Source organism: Bacillus sp. AFS017336, from assembly GCF_002555445.1.
In the GTDB taxonomy this organism is placed as follows: domain Bacteria; phylum Bacillota; class Bacilli; order Bacillales; family Bacillaceae_G; genus Gottfriedia.
Genome location: NZ_NUCO01000033.1, coordinates 54,442 through 77,593 on the forward strand (window position 1 = coordinate 54,442; position 23,152 = coordinate 77,593).

General features: G+C 32.0%; 19 protein-coding genes. 18 read left to right on the forward strand and 1 reads right to left on the reverse strand.

Going from position 1 to position 23,152, the window contains the following annotated elements:
- Positions 1 to 3: 3 nt before the first annotated feature.
- From CN601_RS18930 to CN601_RS18980, 11 genes are all read left to right on the forward strand, one after another.
- Positions 4 to 945, forward strand: a complete 942-nt coding sequence (locus tag CN601_RS18930; RefSeq protein ID WP_257131749.1) for a carbohydrate ABC transporter permease — start codon at positions 4 to 6, stop codon at positions 943 to 945.
- A gap of 74 nt (positions 946 to 1,019) precedes the next feature.
- Positions 1,020 to 2,249 carry a glucoamylase family protein gene (locus CN601_RS18935; RefSeq protein ID WP_098171952.1) on the forward strand — a complete coding sequence of 410 codons (1,230 nt, stop codon included), beginning with the start codon at positions 1,020 to 1,022 and terminating at the stop codon, positions 2,247 to 2,249.
- Positions 2,250 to 2,507: 258 nt separating this feature from the next.
- Complete coding sequence (locus CN601_RS18940) at positions 2,508 to 3,464, forward strand: LacI family DNA-binding transcriptional regulator (protein ID WP_098118449.1); 957 nt, start codon at positions 2,508 to 2,510, stop codon at positions 3,462 to 3,464.
- 285 nt (positions 3,465 to 3,749) lie between these two features.
- Entirely contained in the window at positions 3,750 to 4,505 is a 756-nt protein-coding gene (locus CN601_RS18945; RefSeq protein ID WP_098171953.1) for a hypothetical protein, read from the forward strand.
- A 144-nt stretch (positions 4,506 to 4,649) separates the two neighbouring features.
- The gene (locus CN601_RS18950) at positions 4,650 to 4,961 is read left to right on the forward strand and encodes a hypothetical protein (protein ID WP_098118447.1); all 312 of its coding nucleotides are present in this window, start codon (positions 4,650 to 4,652) and stop codon (positions 4,959 to 4,961) included.
- A 239-nt stretch (positions 4,962 to 5,200) separates the two neighbouring features.
- Positions 5,201 to 5,737 carry a hypothetical protein gene (locus CN601_RS18955; RefSeq protein WP_098118446.1) on the forward strand — a complete coding sequence of 179 codons (537 nt, stop codon included), beginning with the start codon at positions 5,201 to 5,203 and terminating at the stop codon, positions 5,735 to 5,737.
- 111 nt (positions 5,738 to 5,848) lie between these two features.
- The gene (locus tag CN601_RS26580; RefSeq protein WP_142317370.1) at positions 5,849 to 6,277 is read left to right on the forward strand and encodes a hypothetical protein; all 429 of its coding nucleotides are present in this window, start codon (positions 5,849 to 5,851) and stop codon (positions 6,275 to 6,277) included.
- Between the two features lie 430 nt (positions 6,278 to 6,707).
- Positions 6,708 to 10,130 (forward strand): S8 family peptidase, encoded by a 3,423-nt coding sequence (locus CN601_RS18965; protein ID WP_098171954.1) that lies wholly within the window; start codon positions 6,708 to 6,710, stop codon positions 10,128 to 10,130.
- 434 nt (positions 10,131 to 10,564) lie between these two features.
- Positions 10,565 to 11,266 (forward strand): GNAT family N-acetyltransferase, encoded by a 702-nt coding sequence (locus CN601_RS18970; protein WP_098171955.1) that lies wholly within the window; start codon positions 10,565 to 10,567, stop codon positions 11,264 to 11,266.
- Between the two features lie 264 nt (positions 11,267 to 11,530).
- On the forward strand, positions 11,531 to 11,725 hold the full coding sequence (locus CN601_RS18975; protein WP_098171956.1) for a hypothetical protein: 195 nt from the start codon (positions 11,531 to 11,533) through the stop codon (positions 11,723 to 11,725).
- Positions 11,726 to 12,853: 1,128 nt separating this feature from the next.
- Positions 12,854 to 16,225, forward strand: a complete 3,372-nt coding sequence (locus CN601_RS18980) for an OmpL47-type beta-barrel domain-containing protein (RefSeq protein ID WP_098171957.1) — start codon at positions 12,854 to 12,856, stop codon at positions 16,223 to 16,225.
- A 195-nt stretch (positions 16,226 to 16,420) separates the two neighbouring features.
- Here CN601_RS18980 and CN601_RS18985 read toward each other — a convergent pair whose 3' ends face one another.
- On the reverse strand, positions 16,421 to 17,827 hold the full coding sequence (locus tag CN601_RS18985; RefSeq protein ID WP_098171958.1) for a catalase: 1,407 nt from the start codon (positions 17,825 to 17,827) through the stop codon (positions 16,421 to 16,423).
- A 545-nt stretch (positions 17,828 to 18,372) separates the two neighbouring features.
- Between CN601_RS18985 and CN601_RS18990 the strand changes: the two genes are divergently transcribed.
- The 7 genes from CN601_RS18990 to CN601_RS19020 all read left to right on the forward strand — a co-directional run bounded on the left by CN601_RS18990 (position 18,373) and on the right by CN601_RS19020 (position 23,147).
- Positions 18,373 to 18,984, forward strand: coding sequence for a pyroglutamyl-peptidase I (locus CN601_RS18990; RefSeq protein WP_098171959.1), 612 nt, complete (start codon positions 18,373 to 18,375; stop codon positions 18,982 to 18,984).
- Positions 18,977 to 19,720, forward strand: a complete 744-nt coding sequence (pxpB, locus tag CN601_RS18995) for a 5-oxoprolinase subunit PxpB (RefSeq protein ID WP_098171960.1) — start codon at positions 18,977 to 18,979, stop codon at positions 19,718 to 19,720. The genes CN601_RS18990 and pxpB overlap by 8 nt, the downstream gene beginning before the upstream one ends.
- Entirely contained in the window at positions 19,707 to 20,465 is a 759-nt protein-coding gene (locus CN601_RS19000) for a 5-oxoprolinase subunit PxpA (RefSeq protein WP_098171961.1), read from the forward strand. Before pxpB ends, CN601_RS19000 begins: the two co-directional genes overlap by 14 nt.
- Before the next feature lie 6 nt (positions 20,466 to 20,471).
- Entirely contained in the window at positions 20,472 to 21,416 is a 945-nt protein-coding gene (locus CN601_RS19005; RefSeq protein WP_098171962.1) for a 5-oxoprolinase subunit C family protein, read from the forward strand.
- A gap of 2 nt (positions 21,417 to 21,418) precedes the next feature.
- Complete coding sequence (locus tag CN601_RS19010) at positions 21,419 to 21,922, forward strand: ankyrin repeat domain-containing protein (RefSeq protein ID WP_098171963.1); 504 nt, start codon at positions 21,419 to 21,421, stop codon at positions 21,920 to 21,922.
- 84 nt (positions 21,923 to 22,006) lie between these two features.
- The gene (locus tag CN601_RS19015) at positions 22,007 to 22,723 is read left to right on the forward strand and encodes a pseudouridine synthase (protein WP_098171964.1); all 717 of its coding nucleotides are present in this window, start codon (positions 22,007 to 22,009) and stop codon (positions 22,721 to 22,723) included.
- Positions 22,707 to 23,147: a YaiI/YqxD family protein gene (locus CN601_RS19020; protein WP_098118434.1), complete on the forward strand. Its 441-nt coding sequence runs from the start codon at positions 22,707 to 22,709 to the stop codon at positions 23,145 to 23,147. The genes CN601_RS19015 and CN601_RS19020 overlap by 17 nt, the downstream gene beginning before the upstream one ends.
- Positions 23,148 to 23,152: the final 5 nt, after the last annotated feature.

Sequence of the window (23,152 nt, forward strand, 5' to 3'; positions counted from 1 at the left end):
AAAGTGAGTCAACGACTTAAAAAGGACATTGCACCGAAAGTAAGAAGAATCTTACTAGGCATGCAGGGGAATGATGGATTACTTGTAAAAATTCTAATGTATGCTTTGTTGATCGGAATAGGTTTTGTATTCTTATACCCTATATTATATATGCTTTCGTATAGCTTTAAGGATATTAATGATCTACTAAATTCGCTAGTGAACTGGATCCCAACAAAGTTGTATACAGATAACTATAAGCGAGCATTAGATGTATTAGATTATTGGCCAATATTACTACAAACTATCTATGTAACTGTATTGCCGTCAGTTTTACAAGCATTTGTTGCTTCAATAATCGGTTATGGATTTGCTAGATTTCAATTTAAAGGTAAAAATATTTTATTTATTTTAGTTCTTGCAACTTTTGTAATTCCGCCACAGGTTACCGTCATACCAAGATATATTTTGTTTAATAAAATTCATATTTTAGATAGTATTTCTGCCTATGTATTACCAGCAATATTTGGTCAAGGTTTAAATAGCGCGATTTTTATTTTGATTTTTTATCAAATATTTAGATCGATTCCTACATCATTAGAAGAAGCTGCTCAACTTGATGGAGCGGGACATTTCAAGATTTTCTTTAAGATTGCTGTACCAATGGCATCCGCTGGCTATATTATTTCGTTTTTATTTTCACTTGTATGGTATTGGAACGAAACTTACTTAGCATCAATCTATTTCGGTGAAAATTTATCAACTTTACCACTTCAGCTACAAAAGTTCGTAGCGACTTACAGCAAATTATTCCCTGCTCAAGGTGGAGCAAGTGGCACAAGTATTAATGAAGGAATTGAATTAGCAGGTACATTGCTTACTATAATTCCTTTACTAGTTATCTACTTTATTACACAAAGATGGTTTGTTGAAAGTGTTGATCGCTCAGGTATAACAGGTGAATAAGAATTTAAACAGCTTAATTGGATTTAACACTATTTTAGTGTTTTAATAAAAAATCAGATTTAGAGGTGTAGAAAATGGATAAAAGAATTTTAGACTTGGAAGCTAAAGGATGTTTTGATTTTTTCTGGAACGAAGCTAATACTGATAAAAACAGTCCAGGATATGGTTTAGTTCGTGATAACACAGCTGAATCAAATAGAGATATGGCTAGCATCGCCTCCGTTGGTTTTGGGCTAAGTGCCATCATTATCGGGATTGAAAAGAAGTGGATTTCATACGAAGAAGGGTATGAAAGAACGTTAGGTACATTAAATACATTTTTAAATAACGTAGAGGAATCTGAAGGATTTTTCTTTCACTTCCTTCATATGGAAACGGCAAAAAAGTTTGAAGCATTTTATGATTGTGCATCAATTATTGATACATCTCTTTTTCTGAATGGTGCAGTAACATCTGCAGAATACTTTGGTGGAGAAATTAAAATTGTTTTTGAATTAATCTTTAAACGTGTCAATTGGCAAAAGTATTATGATCAAGAACATAATATGTATTTTATGGGGTATCATCCTGAAACAGGTGGATTTGGTCACTGGGATATGTATGCGGAGCAGTTAATGCAATACATATTTGGAGTTGCTTCTCCGACTCACCCAGTTCCAAAGGAAATCTACAAAGGATTTAGAAGAGATTTAGTAAAATATGGTGAGAATGAATTTTATCATTCACCTGGAGGAGCGTTATTTACACATCAATATTCACATGCTTGGTTTAATTTTGAAAATATTGTTGATGAAGATGGGATCAATTGGTTTGATAACTCTGTAAAAGCATCTTTAGCGGCAAAACAATATTGTAATGATAATGCCCAAGGTTTTAAAACCTTTGCAGACAGTGAACATGCATGGGGATTAACGGCATGTGATGGTCCACACGGATATAAAGCATATGGAGCTGGACCATTTCATCCAAACTGTGACGAATTTATGAATGATGGTACGATTGCACCTGCAGCCGCTGCTGGATCTATTGTCTTTACACCTAAAGAATCAATTAATGCTTTAAATTATTTCTATGAAAATGTACCTGAATTATGGAGTAAATATGGTTTTCTAGATTCATATAATCGCGATGTCGCTTCAAATTGGGTGTCGGACAGAGTAATTGGTATTGATAAAGGTGCAACATTACTAATGATTGAAAACTATGAAACCGGATTAATTTGGGATTTATACTTAAAAAACGAATACATAAAAAAAGGATCAAAAATGTTGGGCTGGAAAAATAGCAAATTAGTTACTCCATAATAACTAAATAGACAAGCTAAAGTGAATTAAAAGGTGGGCAAAAGAAGTCAAAAATACTTCTGTGCTCACCTTTTGTGAGTAAAAATAACCCATTCAAAGGATAGGTAAAAAGAATGAAAAAAAAGTAGGAAAAGTTTACTTAATTTTGATAATATTAATTTAAGCATTATAATTTAAACAATATTTAAATGAATCGTAATAAACGAAACAATAAAGACGAAATTTGCTTTTTGGTATCAATAGAATGGAGGATATGGGATGGCAGGAATAAAAGATATTGCCAAAGAAGCTGGAGTTTCCATTTCAACAGTATCATATGCGTTAAATGGTAGCCCAAAGGTAACTGAAGAAACACGAAGCAGAATTTTAAAGATTGCAAATAGATTAGGATATGTTCCAAATGCAGCTGCAAGAATGTTAAAGGTTAAAGAAACAAAAATTATTGGGGTATTTTTAGCTGATTATGGTGGATATTTTTACGGGCCATTATTAAGAGGAATGAGACAAGCATTAAACGATAAAGGCTATGAATTAATAGCATGTTCTGGCGTACAATCACATCGATTATTACTTGAAAAAGTAATAGATGGTGGAATTATATTAGATCAGGCGTTTTCAGATAAAGAGCTTTTAGATTATGCAGAAAAAAATTATAAAATGGTCGTGATGGATCGAGAATTACAACACAAAAATATTAAAGGTGTCTTAATAAATAATAAAAGTGGTGCACAATTAGCTATAAAAGAACTTCTTAAAAACGATGTAAAAAAAGTATATGCATTAACAGGTCCAGAAGGTTCATACGATTCAACAAAACGTATGGAAGGTGTAAGAGAAGAATTATCTAACTATCAAGATATTGAGTTTATTGAAATCGCTGGAAATTTCATGAAGGATTCTGGTGAACAAGCAGCGAAACAAATTTTTACAAATTATAACGAGCCAAGTGCAATCTTTTGTTTAAATGATGAGATGGCAGTAGGAATCTATAACTATCTTCAAGATACAGATTACCAAGTAGGCAAAGATGTATTTATCGTAGGATTTGATAATATTGAATTAGCGCAATATGTATCACCAAGATTAAGTACCATATCATATTCAACTTTTGACTGGGGTTCATTAGCCGCTACAAATTTATTGAAGTTAATTTCTAATGAAGTAGTTGAGAATGAGATAATTGAGGTTTCATTGACTGTTGGTGGATCTTCGTAAATATTAAAATTAGAGTTTTAAGTATCTTTTTAATAAAAGAGGTATTTAAGCTCTTTTTTTATTTTTCTTTTTAATAGAAAATTAATTTTGATATTCCATTAAAGTAGCAGCAATATGTCATTTTAGTTTAAAAAAGAAAGTATAAAATATTAATCAATTGATTATCATTTTTAGTTCTCCTTATTCTATGTGTGAGGGACATACATTAGATTGTTTACTCAATTATTTTAAGCTTGGACTGTAATTGTTATTAAAATAAGATTTGTTTGGTAAAAGGAGAGCATTATGAAAAAAATGAAACCGATTACAATATTCATGAGCATGATCTTTATTCTATCTGCGATTCCAACCTTTAACATTGTGCGTGAAACAGTCATTGGGAATCAGATGGAAAAACGATATCAAATTAATGATGTTTATCCGCTTGAAGAAAATGGGAAAGCAATAAATCCAACAATTACTGTCAAAGGAAACAAAATATCATTTAAGGAAGATAATACTGGGAAAACCGCACCATTAAGCGATTCGGATATTATTAATGACATCAAACGAAAAGAAGTGGTAAAATTGCACCTTTTTGTAAATGGGCATGAAATCACGAAACCAGATGCAATCAATGTTGATACATACCGAAATAAAGAATCAGAAGAGGTGCGATACAATTCCTGGATTGGCATTATGACGGTAAAAGATCGTGAGACGAAAACGAATAGCATCAAAATCGTCCAACGCTTGTCAAAAGATGAGGTACTAGATGGTGACCGAAAATGGAAAATTATCACGATTAATCAGCCTCAGCAGATTAAAGAAGAAACATTTGAAGCGAATGATCGAGGGGAATCCTCTTATAATGTAGAAATGATTAATAATTCAGGTACGAGTTTGATGGGCATGGGGTATCATTCGGATATTTTAGAAGGTTTGCCGTCGATATTTTTTCCACTTGTTTTTCCGTTTGGATCACTTTTAGTCTCCACGATTGCACTAGTTATTATCTTTTTTAGAAGGAATGTAAAAGGAGAGGAGACCAGTATTACATAAGAACTATGAAATCATAAGGTTCGTTCCATTGCGGGAGTATTTCAACAAATGAATTTCATTTGGGCATCTCATCAATTGCGATCGGTAGCTAACAAAAGCATGGCAAAATTATGTCGATAGGATATTTTAAAGGTGGGTATTTTCATGTTTGGATATATAATATTTTACGGTATTCCTGCAATTTTCATTTTAAGTGGGGTTAATCTTTTTAGAAAAGCAGAAAAAATAGAAAAGAAAAATAAAAAATTATACTTTTTTTTCATTAGTTTAGCGATAAATGTATTCGCCATTCCTTTGTCCCTATTTATTGGTGGGATGGCAACAGATGCACCTGATAGTACTATTTTAGACTTTTGCAAAGGTTTTTTAGTTGTACAGGGAATTCCGTTGCTCTTACTAGTGATTTCGATCGTCTTATATTTATTAAATAAAAAAGAAATAAAAACTGTTAGTTAGGATGACAATGAACAAAAAAATCGGCTAAATAGTCGATTTTTTTTTATGGAGCAAAACATTAGTTAAATAAAAATATAATAAAATTCTAGATTAAAAGGTAAAATTACCCCAAATTACAGAAAATAAAATTTTTGCTAAAATTAACTGCACCAATGAAATGTCATCATCTAATTTGTCATTTATATAACTTTCATATTTTTGGTTCTAATTTATATTTCATGATATTGGGGGGAGTGTTCTTGGAGAAAATTCTATATCAATACCATTATGAATTTTTATGGTTGTTACCTTGTTTCGTAACGTTAATATTTGGTTTGTGTTCTTTCTTTTTCTGGAAAATTAATCTGAAAATGCATCCAGGCTGTGAGTTCAAAGGAAATCCAGGATTTAGGAGTTATAATTTTGCAAGGTTATTCGGTCGGATTGGTGGTACTTTCTGCCTATTAATGTTCATTTTTCTAACGATCAATCAAGTATATATTTTTTATCATGTGAAACATTTGATTGATACTAACAATGTTAAAGTTGTAGAGGGGTATGTTGAAAAATATCATCCAGATTCCGAATATAAGGGTGGGAATATGGAGAATTTTACTATAAATGGTGTTTATTTTGAATATTCAGAAGGTGTGATATCAGTTGGTGGATATAATAATGCTGCTTCACACGGTGGGGTGATTAGACATAATGGACAATATTTAAAGATTAAATACTATAAAGATCGTTTAGATAAAAACGAGATTGTTTATATTTCGCAACCTTCTCCTACCAAATAGCGTTTATAGAAAAAAATTTATGAAGTAATTAACAAAAAAGAATGAGAGATTAGTAGTACAACGAATGATATAATTAGTCTAATAGATATTCTGGAGTTAGTTATAAATGAGGTGTTCTCAACGCTAAAAGAGGAGAAATTTGTTAAGTTAGTTTGGAAAGAAAACAAAATAGAAGATGTTCTAATTGAATTATTTGAAGAAGCACCAAATGATGAAGAGATGGTTATGCTGAAAATTAATTTTGAACAACAGGAAAGAAGTTATATTGGCGATAGCTTTTTTGAGGCATTAGAAAATCTCAGACTGTATTTGGAAGAAAAGAGCATCCAAATTCTTTGCAATGGATCCGCTTTAAATGTATACCCATCTCCAATGACACGATCAATGGGGAGTGGACGTTTAGCATATAAATTAAGTTTTGGAAAACAAGCCTTATCTTGGGATTTAGTTGATATTTTTGATTGTGATGATACTTTAAAGTTTGTTACCATTCTTGAACAACGAAATTACTATAAGAACTGGCTTAAAAGCTTAAGATAGTCAATTAGATTAAATTTAAATTATTTAATGTTAGCAACTAATGCCCTAATGTTACAAATTAATAGTATTATTATTTTAGTGAATAAATTATATAAATGCGTATTAAATGGAAAAAAGAGAATGATAGAATTGTATTTTACATTTAAAGATGCTTTTCATCCTTCGTTTACATTAAAAATGATCACTTAACTAAGGGAAAGTGGTTTGTTTCAATATGTAATTCAGAGTTATCTTTTGTCATTATATTTTAAATTTTCTCTTCTTTTTCTCTTTTTTTCATAGTATGACAAATTTCTATAATTACATAACGGTATAATGAAATTAAACATAGATTTTAGCTTCTTTTCTATAAAATACTATTTCATCTTTTTACCTTTTTTAGAATGATTATTCTACCAATCTATTAAAAAAACAGAAATGAGGATTCTTCTTGAAAAAAATAATGAAATTTAGCGCAGTTTTTTCTTTAGCAGCAAGTATGCTAACACATACCCCAACTGACGCTGCAGTAAAGAATACTAGTAAACCAAAATTTTTGAATCAACATGCTCCACTGCCTTTCCTTACAAATAAAGAGCAAATTAGCGATTCTACATATGTTGTAAAATATAATAGCTTTGTTTCTAATTCGATACATGATCGTGCTGGAATGAGTGTTGTAAAGTCTTTTCCGTCTCTAGGGTATGATATCGTTAAATTAAAAAATGGTAAAAAATTATCAACTGCTCTTAGTGTTTATAATCAATACGGAACGATTAAATCAGTTTCTCCAAGTGTTCAATATAAATTAATGTCAAGTGTAGCAAATCCTAAAGAAGATGAGGCGTATCATTTAAGTCAGCTAAACATTTCAGCTGCACAAAAACTTGTTGCTAAAAAAGCAATTACTGTTGCTGTAATTGATCAAGGCGTAGATAGAAGTCATCCTGATTTGTCAGGTCAACTGCTTAGTTCATATAATGTAGTTGATCCAGCAACACAAGCTGTAAGAGACTTCCACGGAACCCATGTTGCGGGTATTATTGCTGCAAAAAAGGATAATAAAATAGGCGCATATGGTATTAATCCTAATGCTAAAATTCTTTCTGTAGATGTTTTTAATGGGAATGAATACACTTCAGACTATTCGATTTCAGAAGGGATTCTTTATGCTGTTTCTAAAGGTGCGAAAGTAATAAATATGAGCCTTGGTGGTACAATGTATAGTCAGTTACTTGATGATACAATTCAATATGCAATCAGCAAAGGCGTTGTTGTTGTTGCAGCTGCAGGAAATAGTGGCACAAATGAATATAGCTACCCAGCATCATACGATGGAGTTATTTCCGTTGGTGCAACAGATAGTGAAAAACATCTTGCTTCATTTTCAACATACGGTCCTGGTGTGGATGTAGTTGCACCTGGAGAGTTCATTTATAGTACGATTTATGCTCCAACGATTGGTAGTACATACTATTATTTAAGTGGTACATCAATGGCAACACCGATTGTATCGGGAATCGCATCACTATTAAAAACTAAGTATCCGAATCTTTCATCTTATGATATAGAACAAATTCTTGAAGAAACTGCCACTGATAAAGGATCATCCGGATATGATATATATTATGGTTATGGTCTTGTCGATCCAGTAAAAGCTTTAAAATATGATATGAAAAAACTAGTTTCATATAAAAAGCCATCTGCTTCAGCGATTATAGATGGTGCAGCTGCTGTTCAGCTTTCTGAAAATGGAGAGGCTTCATATAAAGGAACAATTACAAAACCACATCAAATTAATCGATATAAATTAAAATTAAAGGCTGGAGAAGATGTAGGTCTTACGTTAAAAATGGCTAAAAATTATGATGATAAGCTTTCACTTCGGTTCTATGAAGGAACTAGTAAAGCATCTTCTAAGCCACTAATTATTGATGATGTACTTGCTGGAATTGCTGAAGGGACCATTTACACTGCTCCAAAGGATGGAACACTTGTCATTGAAGTTATGGATAAAAACTCAAGATATAGTTCAAAAGGTAGCTCTACTTTTAGTTTATCAATTAAAAAGAAACTAAACATTAATGAAGAAACAGGGTCAAAAAGCAATCCAATTGAAGTTACGTCCTTACCTTTTGATGCAACTAGTCTAAATGATGATTCATTCCTTCTATTTAATAAGGGAAAAACTGGAGCTAGATATATTTCATACAGACCAACTGAGGATGAAAAAATCTTATTATCAATGGGTTCAATTCCCGGACTAAATACTTCAATCACTGTATATACAAAAGATAAATGGGATGAATATATAAACACATCTAATGCAAAACAACCACTACCACTCGTTTCAATCGATCATAACGGGAAAAGTGAAGGAGAAAAAGGTGCGGTTACACTAAAGAAGGACACAGATTATATTATCGAACTATCAAGTGCTCCAATTACAGTCTTTTCATTACCTTTATACGATGAACAACCAGATGCTCCATATATTATTCCAGGCTCATTTGAAAAAGTAGCATTTAAGATGTCAAAACTAGACTTACCAGCTGATGAAGACGGATTGGTCAATACATTTAAGCAGATTGATTTATCAAACGGCTTAATAAATCAATTAGATGATTCAACACCAATTGATGATGTGACGACTGGAATGGATCCAGAGGATGTTCAACAAGTGCTAAAAAACGCAATTCCAATCACAGGATATGGAAAAAGGCCATTGGCTTATATGCAAGATAACAATGATGTAGATTGGTATAAGTACACTCCAAGTAAAAATGAGTTTATTCATTTAAATATTAATGGTAATAAAAATCAACAGTTTGATGCTCAAGCGTATGTTTACAATTCGAACTCAGGTGCTTTTGAATATGTAACAAAATCATTTAATTATTACACGACCTTCCAAGATCGTGATTATACAGATAAAAATAAAGATCTGTTTGCTTTACTTGATAGTAACAAAACGTATTATTTCCGTGTTTCATCAGTAGGTGGTGCATCAGATGAACCATATCAATTAACATTTCAAGGTGGAGAAGGAATAGCAAAAGACAAATATGAACCGAATAATTCGTTCGCTGCTGCTAAAACACTTAAAAGTTATGATGAGATACAATATGCTAATTTCTCAAGTTCTTCTGATGAAGACTATTTCTACTTTAAAAATACTAGTACATCTACAGTTCTAAAAGGATTCGAATTTATGGCTTTACCAGTAGATCCAACCCAATCAGGGGGGATGTACTCAAGTCTATTTAATGACTTACCAGTAAACATTAAAGTCTATGAAGATACAAATGGAAATAAAAAATTAGATGGAACAGAACGTGAGAAAGCAAGCTATTATCAAAATTACGGCGACATCACAAAGAGTTCATTCCAAGCTAAACCGAATCATGGATATTTCTTTGAAATAGCTAATTCTTATCCAGATATTGCAAATCTTCATGAATATATATTCCGTTTTTATTCACTGAACCGGACTGACGAAGATGCTAAAGCTAAATATACAAATGGTATTCCTTCAATCAGACTACCATTAAGATATATTGGTAAAAACACATATACCGGTTTTGGCTATTTAAACGCAAATGTCGCAAATGGTGATAAAGATTATTTTAAATTTGTAAATGATAAAGACCGATATGTTTCATACAACCTTGAAATGCCTATGTCTGGAATGAATGGTAAGATAACTTTCTACGACTCTAAAGGTAAAAATTTAGGCACATTCAACCGCTACACATATGACGATCCCGAAGTCGGCCAAATTAGGCTGAAAAAAGGAACCTACTATATACGCGTAGAAGAAGCTAATGGTATTTCTGACTATGATCAGTATCAATTAACAATTACGAAAAATTGATGTTTTATGAAAAGAGAAGGAATTGATTTGTTCCTTCTCTTTTTTGTGCTTTTTTGATGATTTGCTAATTCTCTTTTTCTTTTATTTGGTGGCAGTAAGGAAATCTATTATTTAAAAAATGGGCAGGTTAGTTTCATAAGAATTTGGAATTTTGTGGTAAAATATTTTTAATAGTAGATTTGAGGGAGAACCGGCGTCAGCACTAAACAAATATCCTTCTTTATACAGAAGGATATTTGTTTTTCTTGTTCAACTATCACATCTATTTGATGAACAACTCGATCGTCTATATGGTCGATATTTTTTAGAAATGTATGAGTCGTTTAGTAAGTTCATTAATCAAGTATATCGCTGAATAAATTATTAAAGAGCAGATTAATTATTATTACTAAGTTAAACTATAATAAAATTCTATAATGAAATGGGGTCATTAAATGAATCAGAGAATAAACGAATACAATCAACCTGTTGGTGAAGAGTTAACCAATTGGGAGAAAAGAAAACTTCCAACTGATATGTGTTATGTCGGAAAGTATACGATTGTCAAAAGATTATCGATTACTCACATGAAAGAGCTCTATAACGTTTATAAAAATTCCAGCCCAAGTAATTGGACATATTTATCCGACGAACCACCTCAAAATTATGAGACTTTTGAACAAACATTACTAAAAAAAATAGAAAGTAACATAAACATCTTTTATGTAGTAATAAATAAAGAGACAAACAAACCACTGGGAATCTTTAGTTTAATGAGGATCGATCAGGAAAATGGGGTAATCGAAGTAGGAAATGTTAATTTTTCCGATGCGCTAAAAAGAACAAGAATGTCTACCGAAGCACATCAATTATTAGCTAAGTATGTATTTGATGAATTAAAGTACCGACGCTATGAATGGAAATGTGATTCTCTTAACGCTCCATCAATTCAAACAGCAAAACGTTTAGGCTTTACGTATGAAGGTACTTTTAGAAATGCTATTATTTATAAAAACCGTTCACGAAACACTAGCTGGTTCTCAATGCTTATAGAAGAATGGCCAAAACATAATGAGGCATTAACTCAATGGTTGGCAGAGGAAAACTTTGATGACAAGGGAGTACAGCTTCAGAGATTAGAAGAATTTAAAAAATAAGAATAAAATTGATTGAACTATATTTTTTCAACAAGCTTACGAGTAGTTTTTCCGTTTTCTTATTGAATTAACAGAAAAGATGCATTTGTCAGGTTCTAGAGTTTGTCTAAGAAGAAAATAAATATGATATAATTGAGAACTAGTTGTAAATGAATAGGTAAAACTTGCGTAATTAATTCAAGTTTAATGATTCACTTTCATTAAAAATATTGAATGTTGGCAGCGGGATTTTTAGTAAGAGGAATAGGAAGGATCTAAATAATTATGACAATCGTAAGCTTTTTAATAATTGCTTGGATTTTAAGCTGGTTTAAATTTGAACAAATATTTGTTCAAGCAATTAAAGAACTTTTCAATAAAGAAATTACAAAAGCAAGCTATTATTTTATATTTTTTTGCATTGGGGCAATAGGTGACATCGTTTTACTAATAAATGGCACTTTTTATGATAATCTTTGACACTTTCATAAAGGGCTATTTTTTTATATTTTTTTAGTATGGTAGATGGATAGAGAGAAAGAACATACTTCAAAAAGAGTTGCCATTTATACCATTGCTTTAGAGGTAAGATAGCGAATTGAATTTAGATTTAAACCCAATTGAACTTTCAATCAATTAGGGCTCTTTTTTTTAATAAAAGCGTTTAACCTCGTGTCTCGGTGATTAAGTAGGTAAATTATAATGGATGAAAAAAATTTCTGCTTGTTCTCTAGCAAGCAAAAATTTTTTCACCCTTATGTAGTTTATCTACCATTAATATCAATCATTACAAAAATCTTGTAATTTGAGCCAAAGTAAATAGCTTTCATTTCTCATAATTCTAATTTATTTTTGGAACTAAATATTTGATAATTAATTATTGAGCAAAGCGAAAATTAATAAAACCATCATTAAGAATATCTTAATAGCATTCATTGGTTAACATAAAAAGTAAGTTTTCTTTATATATGTTTAATAATTAACTTGTATAATTAATGGTTAATTTTAAGTAATTTAACTAACATTTATATAATTCTAGAAAGATCCAGGGCTAATAATAAACCATAAATTAAGTTAGTAAGACAAAATTGCATAATTCATCCAAAAAAGTTCAAGAACTTAAATGTTTTTGAACTTTTTTTGTGTTTACATAAACATTCAAAAACTATTCTACCTTAAGGATATGAATATAGTTTTATCTTACTTTTGTATTACATATTTGTTTTACTTTTTGAATGAAATTACTCAAACGTAAAAGTGAAAAATATTGTTATTTAAGTGAATGGTCCCGATTATCATTACGGATTACTTAACACAATGATTTCGAGAATTTTAGTTTAATATAAAATTCATATTTAATTTACATAGTGAAAATATAATTGTCCGTGTAATACTTTGCATCTTCAAATTGAAAAAGTGAAATCAAGATTCTAAAGAGTAATATTTGAATTCACTAGAAGAAGTAGTCGTAAGGCAATGTAAGGATCATTTAAAAAAGGAGGTACATTATTTTATTGATATATAAATAATTTCATAGTTTATTAATTGTTGTAATCTGTTTTTTCATTGAATTTATTTAGCATTCGGATTGCGAGAGGGAGATTTTTTATGGTTACTAAAACGAGGTTTTATAAATTATTACTTTCATTTATTTTAATCATTTCATACATACTCGGAAATTTTGTTGGCTATCTACCAGTAAATGCAGCTACTAATGGATATAGTCAGATTGAAGCAGAGAACTTTAGTTCCAAGTCAGGTTCATTTCTTAAAGTTGAATCATGTCCAGATGGCGGACAAAGCGTTGGAGGAACTAATGATAACCAGTATTTAGAATACACAAATATGGATTTTGGCAGCGGTAACAATGGCGCTACAAATTTCAGTGCAAGAATCGCAGTAAAGGGATCGAATGCAGGTGGGGATATTGAAATATGGATTGATGGTCCTAATAGTACAAATGGAAACAAAGTAGGGACACTTTCAACTACTGCTACTGCACCAGATAACTGGAATGTTTATAAAACAATGACAACCGAAATTACTCAGGTTACTGGAGTTCATAAAGTATATCTTGTATTAAAAGTTTATCCTGGAAAAACATATGTAGCCAATATAAATTGGTTTCAATTCTCGAAATCGTTGAACAGCATCACTCTTACTAAACTACCAACGAAAACTACTTACCGAATTGGTGAAAGTCTTGATCTCGCAGGTATGGCAGTCACTGGAAATTACATTGACGGTACAACCCGTGTAGAGGAAATTAGAGAATCTGATGTGAGCGGCTTTAATAGTTCTTCGCCAACACAAAACCAAACTTTAACGGTGACAGTACGTGGTAAGAAAGCCACTTTTGTAGTAGAAATTAAGCCCAAAATTCTAGTAAATATTATTGCACCTAAATCGATAACAGGTGTGGGAAACGGGACAGCACCAAATATGGTTGCCTTAGGCTTGCCTAGTAATATAGTTCTAGTAACGGATGGCGGAAATGTAAATGCACCAGTGAAATGGAATATTGAATCTTCAGGTTATGACCCATCCATAAAATCTGAGCAGAGTGTTACGATAACAGGAATAGCCATTCCTCCTGTAGAAGTTACAAATCCAAATAATGTAGCCTTAACTACACAAATCAATGTAACAGTACTTGCTTCGAATACACCAGAGAAGGATACTAGCTATAAATTCAGTTTTATGGCAATATCTGATACACATTCTAATGCAAAAGGTGATACGAATGATATTATCTTAAATGAGGCAATGCAAGATGCGGTAAATGATAATGTGAAATCAGTGAGTGTGGTGGGAGATCTTACTGATAGTGGAACGGATACCCAATATGATACTTTTATGACAACTATGAATAAATATCCCCAGTTAGACCGCAACTATGTATTTGGGAACCATGATGTAAGATGGATGACTGGATTTGAAACTGCAAAAAATCGATTTCTATCTCATACTAGCATGCCAGCAGTATACTTTGATAAGTGGATCAGTGGATATCATTTTATCTATTTAGCAACTGAGACAGATGATAAGGACAGTGCCTATCTTTCGGAAACACAACTTAACTGGTTAAAATTAAAATTGGCCGAGGGCGCAGATAAATCTAAACCAATCTTTTTATTCATTCATCAGCCATTGGGGAATACAGTGTCAATGTCAAAGTCGGAGGACGGCTATCAAAGTGATGAGGTACAGGATCAAAAGTTTAAGGATATTGTAGGTGAATTTCCTCAAACCGTGTTAGTAACAGGCCATCTGCATGATGATATAAGATTGCCTGGAACTCTATATAATAAACAGTATTTTTCAATGATAAGAGATGGAGCAATAAAATATAACCCTTCTTATACAAAAGAACCTGGTGCGCAAGGTTTAATTTTTGATATTTATGCCGATCGGGTAGTAATTAATGGAAGAGACTTTGCAACAAAAAGTACGATCGCAACTTGGACTATAAATAATTATACACATGATGCACTTCTTGCAGACAAACAAGCACCTACTGCACCAGAAAATGTTACCACAAATTTAGTAACAGACAAGATGGGAATTCTATCGTGGGATGCATCATCAGATAATTTCAAGGGTAATGTTGGGGTTACTGGTTATGAAATATATAACGGTGATACTTTGATTGGCTCTACAACAGGGAGAACTAACTTTAAAGTAACTGGATTGAACCCTAAAACTACCTACCAGTTCTCAGTTAAAGCAAAGGATGCAGCGGGTAATATTTCAGAGGAAAGTAGGGCTCTTAAGGTTACAACTTTAGCATTTGATCCAGCTCCAATCAATTTGACTTTGAACAAAACAGCTACTGCAAATGGAAGTTTAATAGGATATGAACCTTCAAAAGCAGTAGATGGTTCCACTGATATTGGTAGAAAGTGGTCTTCAGATACGGCTGGGGACAAATGGTTGATGGTTGATCTTGGACAAAACTATGAAGTTAGCAGATGGATTGTGAAGCATTCTGGAGAAGGTGGAGAGAGCCTATCACTAAATACAAAAAATTATAAGCTTCAGGGTAGTTTAGATGGGACTATTTGGTCGGATCTTGACTCAGTTTCAGGCAACGTTTCAAATAGTACGGACAGGTATTTTAATAAAACAAAAGTCAGGTATGTAAGACTATATATTGCGACACCACAAAACTATAATGAGACTGGGACTGCAAATATTTATGAGTTTGAAGTATATGGGCGAAGCATCGATATTGAGCCACCTTTCACTACTGCACTAACAGATGGTTTTATCGGTAATGAGGGATGGAATAAGCAGAATGTGAATATAAAGTTCAGTGCAATGGACAATTCAACTGGTACTGGAGTCGATCATATCGAGACTAGAATAGACGATGGGGAATGGGTAAAACAAAGCGAATTAACTTTGACATCTGAAGGTGTACACACTATCGATTATCGTGCTATTGATAATGTAGGAAATGTGGAAGCTTCGAAACAACTTACTATTAAAATCGATAAGACTGGACCAACAATTTCAGGGGTTGTTCCAGTGAATGGAAGTGTTTATGAAAATGACAGCGAAATGACACCTGAGTTTACATTAGCAGACAACTTTTCAGGTGTTGATCACAATAAAACGATGGTAACACTTGATATGAATCCATATAAAATTGGTGCATCAATTCCATTATATACGTTACCACTTGGCAGTCATTCCATAGTCATAAACTCAGTTGATAAAGCTGGTAATTTTGAGACCAAAACAATCCAGTTTAAAACGGTCGCAAGCAATGAATCTTTAAATGGATTAGTTAGACAGTTTGTTGATACTAAATGGATTGACAATGCTGGAATATCAAATAGCCTTCAAGTAAAAATAGCACAAAACAATTTGAAAAGTTTTATAAACGAAGTTAATGCACAAAGGGGTAAACACATTACAAATGAGGCCGCAGAGTATTTACTACGAGACGCTCAATATTTGTTAACGCAACATTAATTTGTTTAAAAGATAGAGTGATTGAATTGTTTAGACACAACAATTCAATCACTCGAATTCTCAAAATCTTAATTGTGACATGTTCTAAAAAACCTCATTTTAATAACATGAGGTTTTTTAAAATTGAAATTGTAATTGAAGAATAGAAAGAATAAGGTAAAACCTAATTTTCTCTAATTTTTTATTTTTAAATCTTTATTGTTTTTTTAGTTGTATCTCAATTCTTTTTGCCAAGTCAGATGATACCTTATTTATATACTCCAGAACTTTATTTCTAATATCATCGGATACGACAATTAAATCACTAACTAAATTTTCAACAAGATGCTCTTTTTCGATAGGAGTTAACATCATATAGAAATCACTAGCCTGCACGAAATCATCATACTTTGTTATGGAAGCTCTTTCTTGTTGTCCTTGAACAAATATTCCATCACCACTTGTAATTTGATTAGCCGGAGTCCAGTCTTGCTGTTGATTAATTGGTACTTTACGAAATTCTGGACCAATTCTTCTTCTATGAGAATCAGTATAAATATTAGCTCGACCTTGCAGTATTTTATCAAAAGATAATTCCACACCGTCAAGTAAATTTGAAGGGGAGAAAGCGACTTTTTCTACTTGTTCCATATAATTATCAGGATTAGTAGTTAATACCATTTTCCCTACTGGTATAAAAGGATATTCTTTCTCATCCCATAATTTTGTATCGTCTAATGGATCATAAGAAAGATGCACTCCATCTGCAGGATCCATGAGCTGAATGTATAAGCCATATTCTACTGATTTACCACTTGCAATAGCATCATATAGATCTTTACCAGCATAATCAGGGTTTTCAACAGCAAGTCTATTTGCTTCCTCGCGATCAATGTATTGTACACCTTCCAATGGATACCAAAGGTATTTAACATACTTTCTAATACCTTGAGCATTTCTCCAAACATATGTACTAACACTATGTCCTAGAATGTGACGAAGACTTTTTACTGTACCTGCGTCAGAGTAGAGTCGTAAAACAAAATGAATTGACTCGGGTGTTCTTGAAACGAAGCTCCAAAATCGATTAGGGTCAATTAAGTTATTTTGGGGTGAAGGTGAGAGTGATTTAATAAATTCTGGGAAACGTATCGCATCACGAACAGAAAAGATAGGGATATGATTACATAAAAGGTCAAAAATACCTTCTTCTGTATAAAATTTTGTAGCGAAACCACGTACATTCCTGGAAGTATCAGGTGTTCCTTTCGTACCGACAGCTAATGAAAAACGAACCATAACTGGTACCTTGTGACCAGGATTTTGTAAAAAGTTTAGTTTTGTGTATTCGGACATTGAATGGATCGTTTGAAAATAACCAAATGCACCAAATCCTTTCACATGGAGCGGTCTTTCTAATATTTTCTCATGAATTAACTCTTGTAAGGATTCATGAAGTACACTATCTTGCTCCAGAACAGGACCACTAGAGCCAACTGTTTGTGAATGAAGTTTAGCTGACTGATCATTAGTCCATTCGGAGTGGACTCTGTCTAACTTTTTTCTTTCATTATAGTCTTCTTTTGATAAAGCTCGCCGCTGTTTTGATTCGTTCTCATTCATATTAATAGCCTCCAAAATTCATTTGTATCAATTAATACTAAATATGATTTTTAAGCCATGAATATGTTTTATATTCAATTTTCATAATGCGTCTAGGTGGGCTATTTTCTTTACTAATAAAATCAAGTACTGCTACTTATGTAAGTAATTAAGAAAGAAATAATCTGTTTCATTTCATCTATTAAATATAACAACGTGTGCAATGGAGCTGGTTCAATAAGAAAATTAAGGCCAGCATTTTTTTAGCTTAAAAATTAACAATTAAATCAACCAATGATAAATGAATATTCATGAGAAATTTCACATACCGTAATTAACTTTAAAAAAATTAAAAAACTTAGTAATTAATACTCAAGATTCTACGATAAAGCTTTTTTATAGAAAGCAAAAATCTTTATTAAATAAAGATTTTGATCAATTTTTAAAAAAGAACATTAGCAAACAATTTAATATGTAAAACCTAAACTTTTAAATATTCAAAGGAATTCAAATTCATTTTGTAGAAGTATTCTACTATATAAATCTTACCAAAGGACTGAGAGCACTTGAATACATTATTGTTAACAGGTTTTGAACCTTTTTTGAACTTTTCAATTAATCCTACAGAAGAAATAGTGAAAGAATTAGATGGTCAAGTCATTGGATCATTTAAAATAATCGGTAAAGTTTTACCTGTTGATTTTATAAATGCAGGTAATGAGTTACTTAATTTATTCGATACTTATAATCCATCCGCAGTGGTTTCACTAGGTCTGGCCGGAGGAAGATCTAAAATAACACCAGAGCGAATTGCTATAAATTGCAATGATGGTGCTGCAGATAATAAAGGGAATAAATATGTTAACGCGAAAATTGATTTGGAAGGTCCTGATGGATTATTTTCAACACTTCCAATTCAGAAAATTGTTGATGTATTAAATGAACACCATTTACCTGCAGAAATTTCAAATTCTGCCGGGGCTTATTTGTGTAATAACGTTATGTATCAAATGCTAAATGAACTTCAGAAATTAAGAAAACAAATTCCAAGTGGATTTATTCACATTCCTGCTTCACATGAGCTTGCGGTCATCGATCAAAAGCTGCCAAGTTGGTCACAGAGAGATTTGACGGATGCAATTAAGCTTGCAATAGAAGTAATTAGTCATAATGACTAAACCAAAATTGACTATTTTTCCAGTAGGATGCTCTGGAATTGTATGTTATCTAGGTGATTCGATTTCAAATGAAATAAATAATTTAGTCCATACTTTTTCAGGTTATCTAAATAGTCATATTAAAACTAAAATATCAGGTGTAGTACCATCCTATCATTCGATTACGATTTACTATGATTCTCTTAATTTTTCTTTTTCAGAAATAAAAAATGAAATTGAGTTCCTTTTTAAAAACTTCAATGATTCTCCGCAAAATAAAGAACGGACAATCTATGAAGTTCCTGTATGTTTTCATTCTGCTTTTGGCACAGAACTCCAAAAAGTTGCAGAGCAAAATAATCTAACAACAGATCACGTAATTCGTCTTTATTTAGAAGAAATATATCCAATCTATATGATTGGTTTTATCCCGGGGTTTCCATATTTAGGTGGATTAAATCCTGCTCTAGAAACTCCAAGATTGATTAAACCAAAAAACGTATTGAAAGGTTCAGTAGGCATTGCTGGAAATCAAACTGGAATTTATCCATTTGAATCTCCAGGTGGTTGGAATATTATTGGCCGTACTCCGATTGAAGTGTTTTCAACGAAAAATAATGGTTCAAAAAACTTTAAAGCTGGGGATATGATAAAATTTTTTGAGATTACTAATGAAGAGTTTAGTCAAATTGAACAAATGGTAGAAAAGGACAACTATTCGATTAAAAAGGAAGTGCATTATTTTGATTCAAATTGATTTAAACTGTGATTTGGGCGAAAGCTTTGGAAATTACAAAATAAATGATGAGCAAATTATGCCGCATATTACATCAGCTAATATTGCGTGTGGACTTCATGCAGGTGATCCGTTCGTTATATATGAAACAGTAAAAATAGCTAAGCAATATAATTTATCAATCGGTGCGCATCCGGGTTTTCCAGATTTACTCGGATTTGGTAGACGAGAAATGAAGTTTACTGAAGACGAAATATACAAAATAGTGCTTTATCAGATAGGAGCACTTTATTCGGTTTGCAAAGTAAATCAAATTGAACTCAGTCATTTAAAACCGCATGGGGCACTTTATAATATGGCTGCTACAAATTTAAAGCTAGCTTTAGCAATTACGAAAGCAATGAAGGAATTTGATCCTTCATTAGTCTTATACGGACTAGCAAATAGTAAATTAATTGAAGCAGCGGTTGAAATGAATATTCCTTTTGCTTCAGAAGTATTTGCCGATCGAACTTATACTGATGAAGGTTTATTAGTACCTCGTAATCAAGCAAACTCAGTTCATCATAATACTAGAGATGCGATTGATCAAGCTCTTCAAATTGTAACAGACAAAACTGTCACTACAATTTCTGGAAAGGTTATTCCAATTCAAGCAGATACAATTTGTATCCATAGTGATTCTGACATCTCGATTAATTTAGCATTGGAATTACAAACTGTATTTAATGACAATCAGATTATCGTTAAACCAATAGGAGCGTAGTATCCTTTGAAAGAGCTATTTGAAGTTTTAAATAGAGGTGTATCGATTTCGATTCAAGATATGGGGAGGGAAAAATATAGACATCTTGGCATTCCCGTATCTGGCGCTATGGACCAGTTAGCATTTCAAATTGGAAATCTATTATTAGGAAATAAGTTTAATGATGCGAGTATTGAAATTGCATTTGGAGGTACAGTTTTAAAAGCATTAAATCAAATTTCAATCGTGATTACTGGTGGGAATTTAAAGCCCAGTTTAAACGGTAAAGCGGTTGAAATGTATAAAGTTATAGACTTAGAAAAAGATGATATTCTAGTTTTTAACGGTGCAGTTCATAGTGTTTATTCATACATATCAGTACCGGGTGGAATTAAAAGTGAATTTCATTTCGAAAGTCAATCAACATATGCACCTGCTTCCCTCGGATTAGCAATTAAAAAAGGTACATTAATTTATGGCTCAAGTATTAGAAACAAGCTGATGAAACGTGGAATTCAGCATAGGTTTATTCCAAAATATCCTAAGCATAATTCGATTAAATTTATTAGAAGTAGTCATTTTGACAAAATACCAAATCATATAAAATTTGAAATTTTATCTAAATCTCTTACAATCGACACATTTAATAAAATGGGCATGTATTTAAGTACGAATAAGACTAATTTAGAACCTTTTAATTCAAATATCCTATCGGAAGGAACTACTTTTGGAACGATTCAAGTATTGCCAACTGGACAACCAATAATCCTTCTAGCAGACTCACAAACTACTGGTGGCTATGCAACATTAGGTACCGTAATCGTTTCAGACCTTTGGAAACTTGTACAAATGCAAAAAGGAAATACAATTCAATTAGTACCAATTAAACTAGATGAGGCGAGAATTTTAAATAAAAAGCATCATTTATTTTTAAAATGTTTACAAATTGAATGTAGAAATAAGGAGGTATAGTAATGGAAGATTTACTTAGTAAATTATTTAATGCAGCAGAAAAAGGAGAAGTATCAGGGGTTAATGAAATATTGCGGGATCATCAAGATTTAATTCATAAGGAAAATGAGCATGGATTAACACTACTTGGAATAGCGGCACACTATGGTCAGTTTGAAGTCGTGAAAACTTTAGTAAAAAATGGTGCGGAAATTAACGCAATTTCAAACTCTAAGCTATCATTTATACCGAAAAATACTGCGCTACATGCAGCAATTGCAGGTGCCAAATCGAAAGAAGTTATTGATTTTCTATTAACAAATGGAGCAGATCCTAATATTTGTGATAGTGAAGGACATACGCCATTACATATTGCAGCATTTGAAGGGAATACTGCTATTGCTGAGCTTTTGTTGAAAAACGGAGCTAAACTTTTACATAACAATTCTGGTAAAACGCCGATTGAAATTGCTGAAGAACGCGGCAATTTAGAATTTATTAATTTCATTAAAGAAGTGACGATTTAAGTATTAAAAAGTGTTGTGAATCTGTTCTCTCACAACACTTTTTGTTATGATAAAGAAAAAAGTCTAGAAAATGAGGAATAAGGATTGAGAATCAATGTATTTATAAGCGCTTCAGGATATTGTTCTAGAAGAGCGGCAGAACGATTAGTTGCTTCAGGAGAAGTGAAAATTAATGGATTAATTGCTGAAAAAAACAGCTTAGTTGAAGAAAATGATATTGTACTAGTAAATGATGAAGTAATTGAATTAACAAATGATAAAGACTATATTATTCTAAATAAACCTGTAGGAATTACTTGTACTGGTTTACGCACAGTGGAAGAGAATATTATCGATTTTGTAAATTATCCAAAGAGACTTTTTCCAATTGGAAGGCTGGATAAAGATTCTGAAGGACTCATCATTCTTACAAATGATGGTCCAATTGCACATAAAATTTTACATAGTGAACATGGTCATGAAAAAGAATATATTGTTACTGTCGATCATCCAATTGACGAGGAATTTATCAATGGTATGTCAAATAGTGTACTCATTGGAAATGTACTAACAAAAAAGTGTAAAGTTTCAAAGATAGATGAATTCACATTTCGAATTATTTTAACACAAGGATTAAATCGACAAATTCGAAAAATGGCAAAAAGCTTTGGTTATAAAGTCGTTAAATTACAGAGAATTCGCATTATGGATATTCATTTGGGAAATCTTGATATAGGCAAATGGCGACATTTAACTGATCTAGAATTAAATCTTTTAAAAGAACAATTGAAAGAGGAAGAAAAAAATGAAAATTTTAATTGATGCAGATGGCTGTCCAGTCGTTACAGAAACGATAAACATTGCAGCTGAATTTAAAATAAATGTCCTTTTATTATGTGATACTGCTCATATTATGCAAAGAGAAGGTGCTGAAACAATTGTCATCTCTCAAGGGGCGGACGCCGTTGACTTTGCATTAGTCAACCGAGTTTCTAAAGGAGATGTTATCATTACACAAGACTATGGTCTTGCTGCAATGGTCTTATCAAAACAGGCATATGTTTTAAATCAGAATGGCTTTCAATATACAAATGAAAATATCGATTCACTTCTACATACTAGATACGTTTCTAAGAAAATTCGAAATGCAGGTGGTAGGGTGAAAGGACCTAAAAAACGTCAAAAAGAAGATAATGCAAATTTTGAAAATGGGTTAAGAAGTCTACTTACATCAATTACTTTATAGTAAAA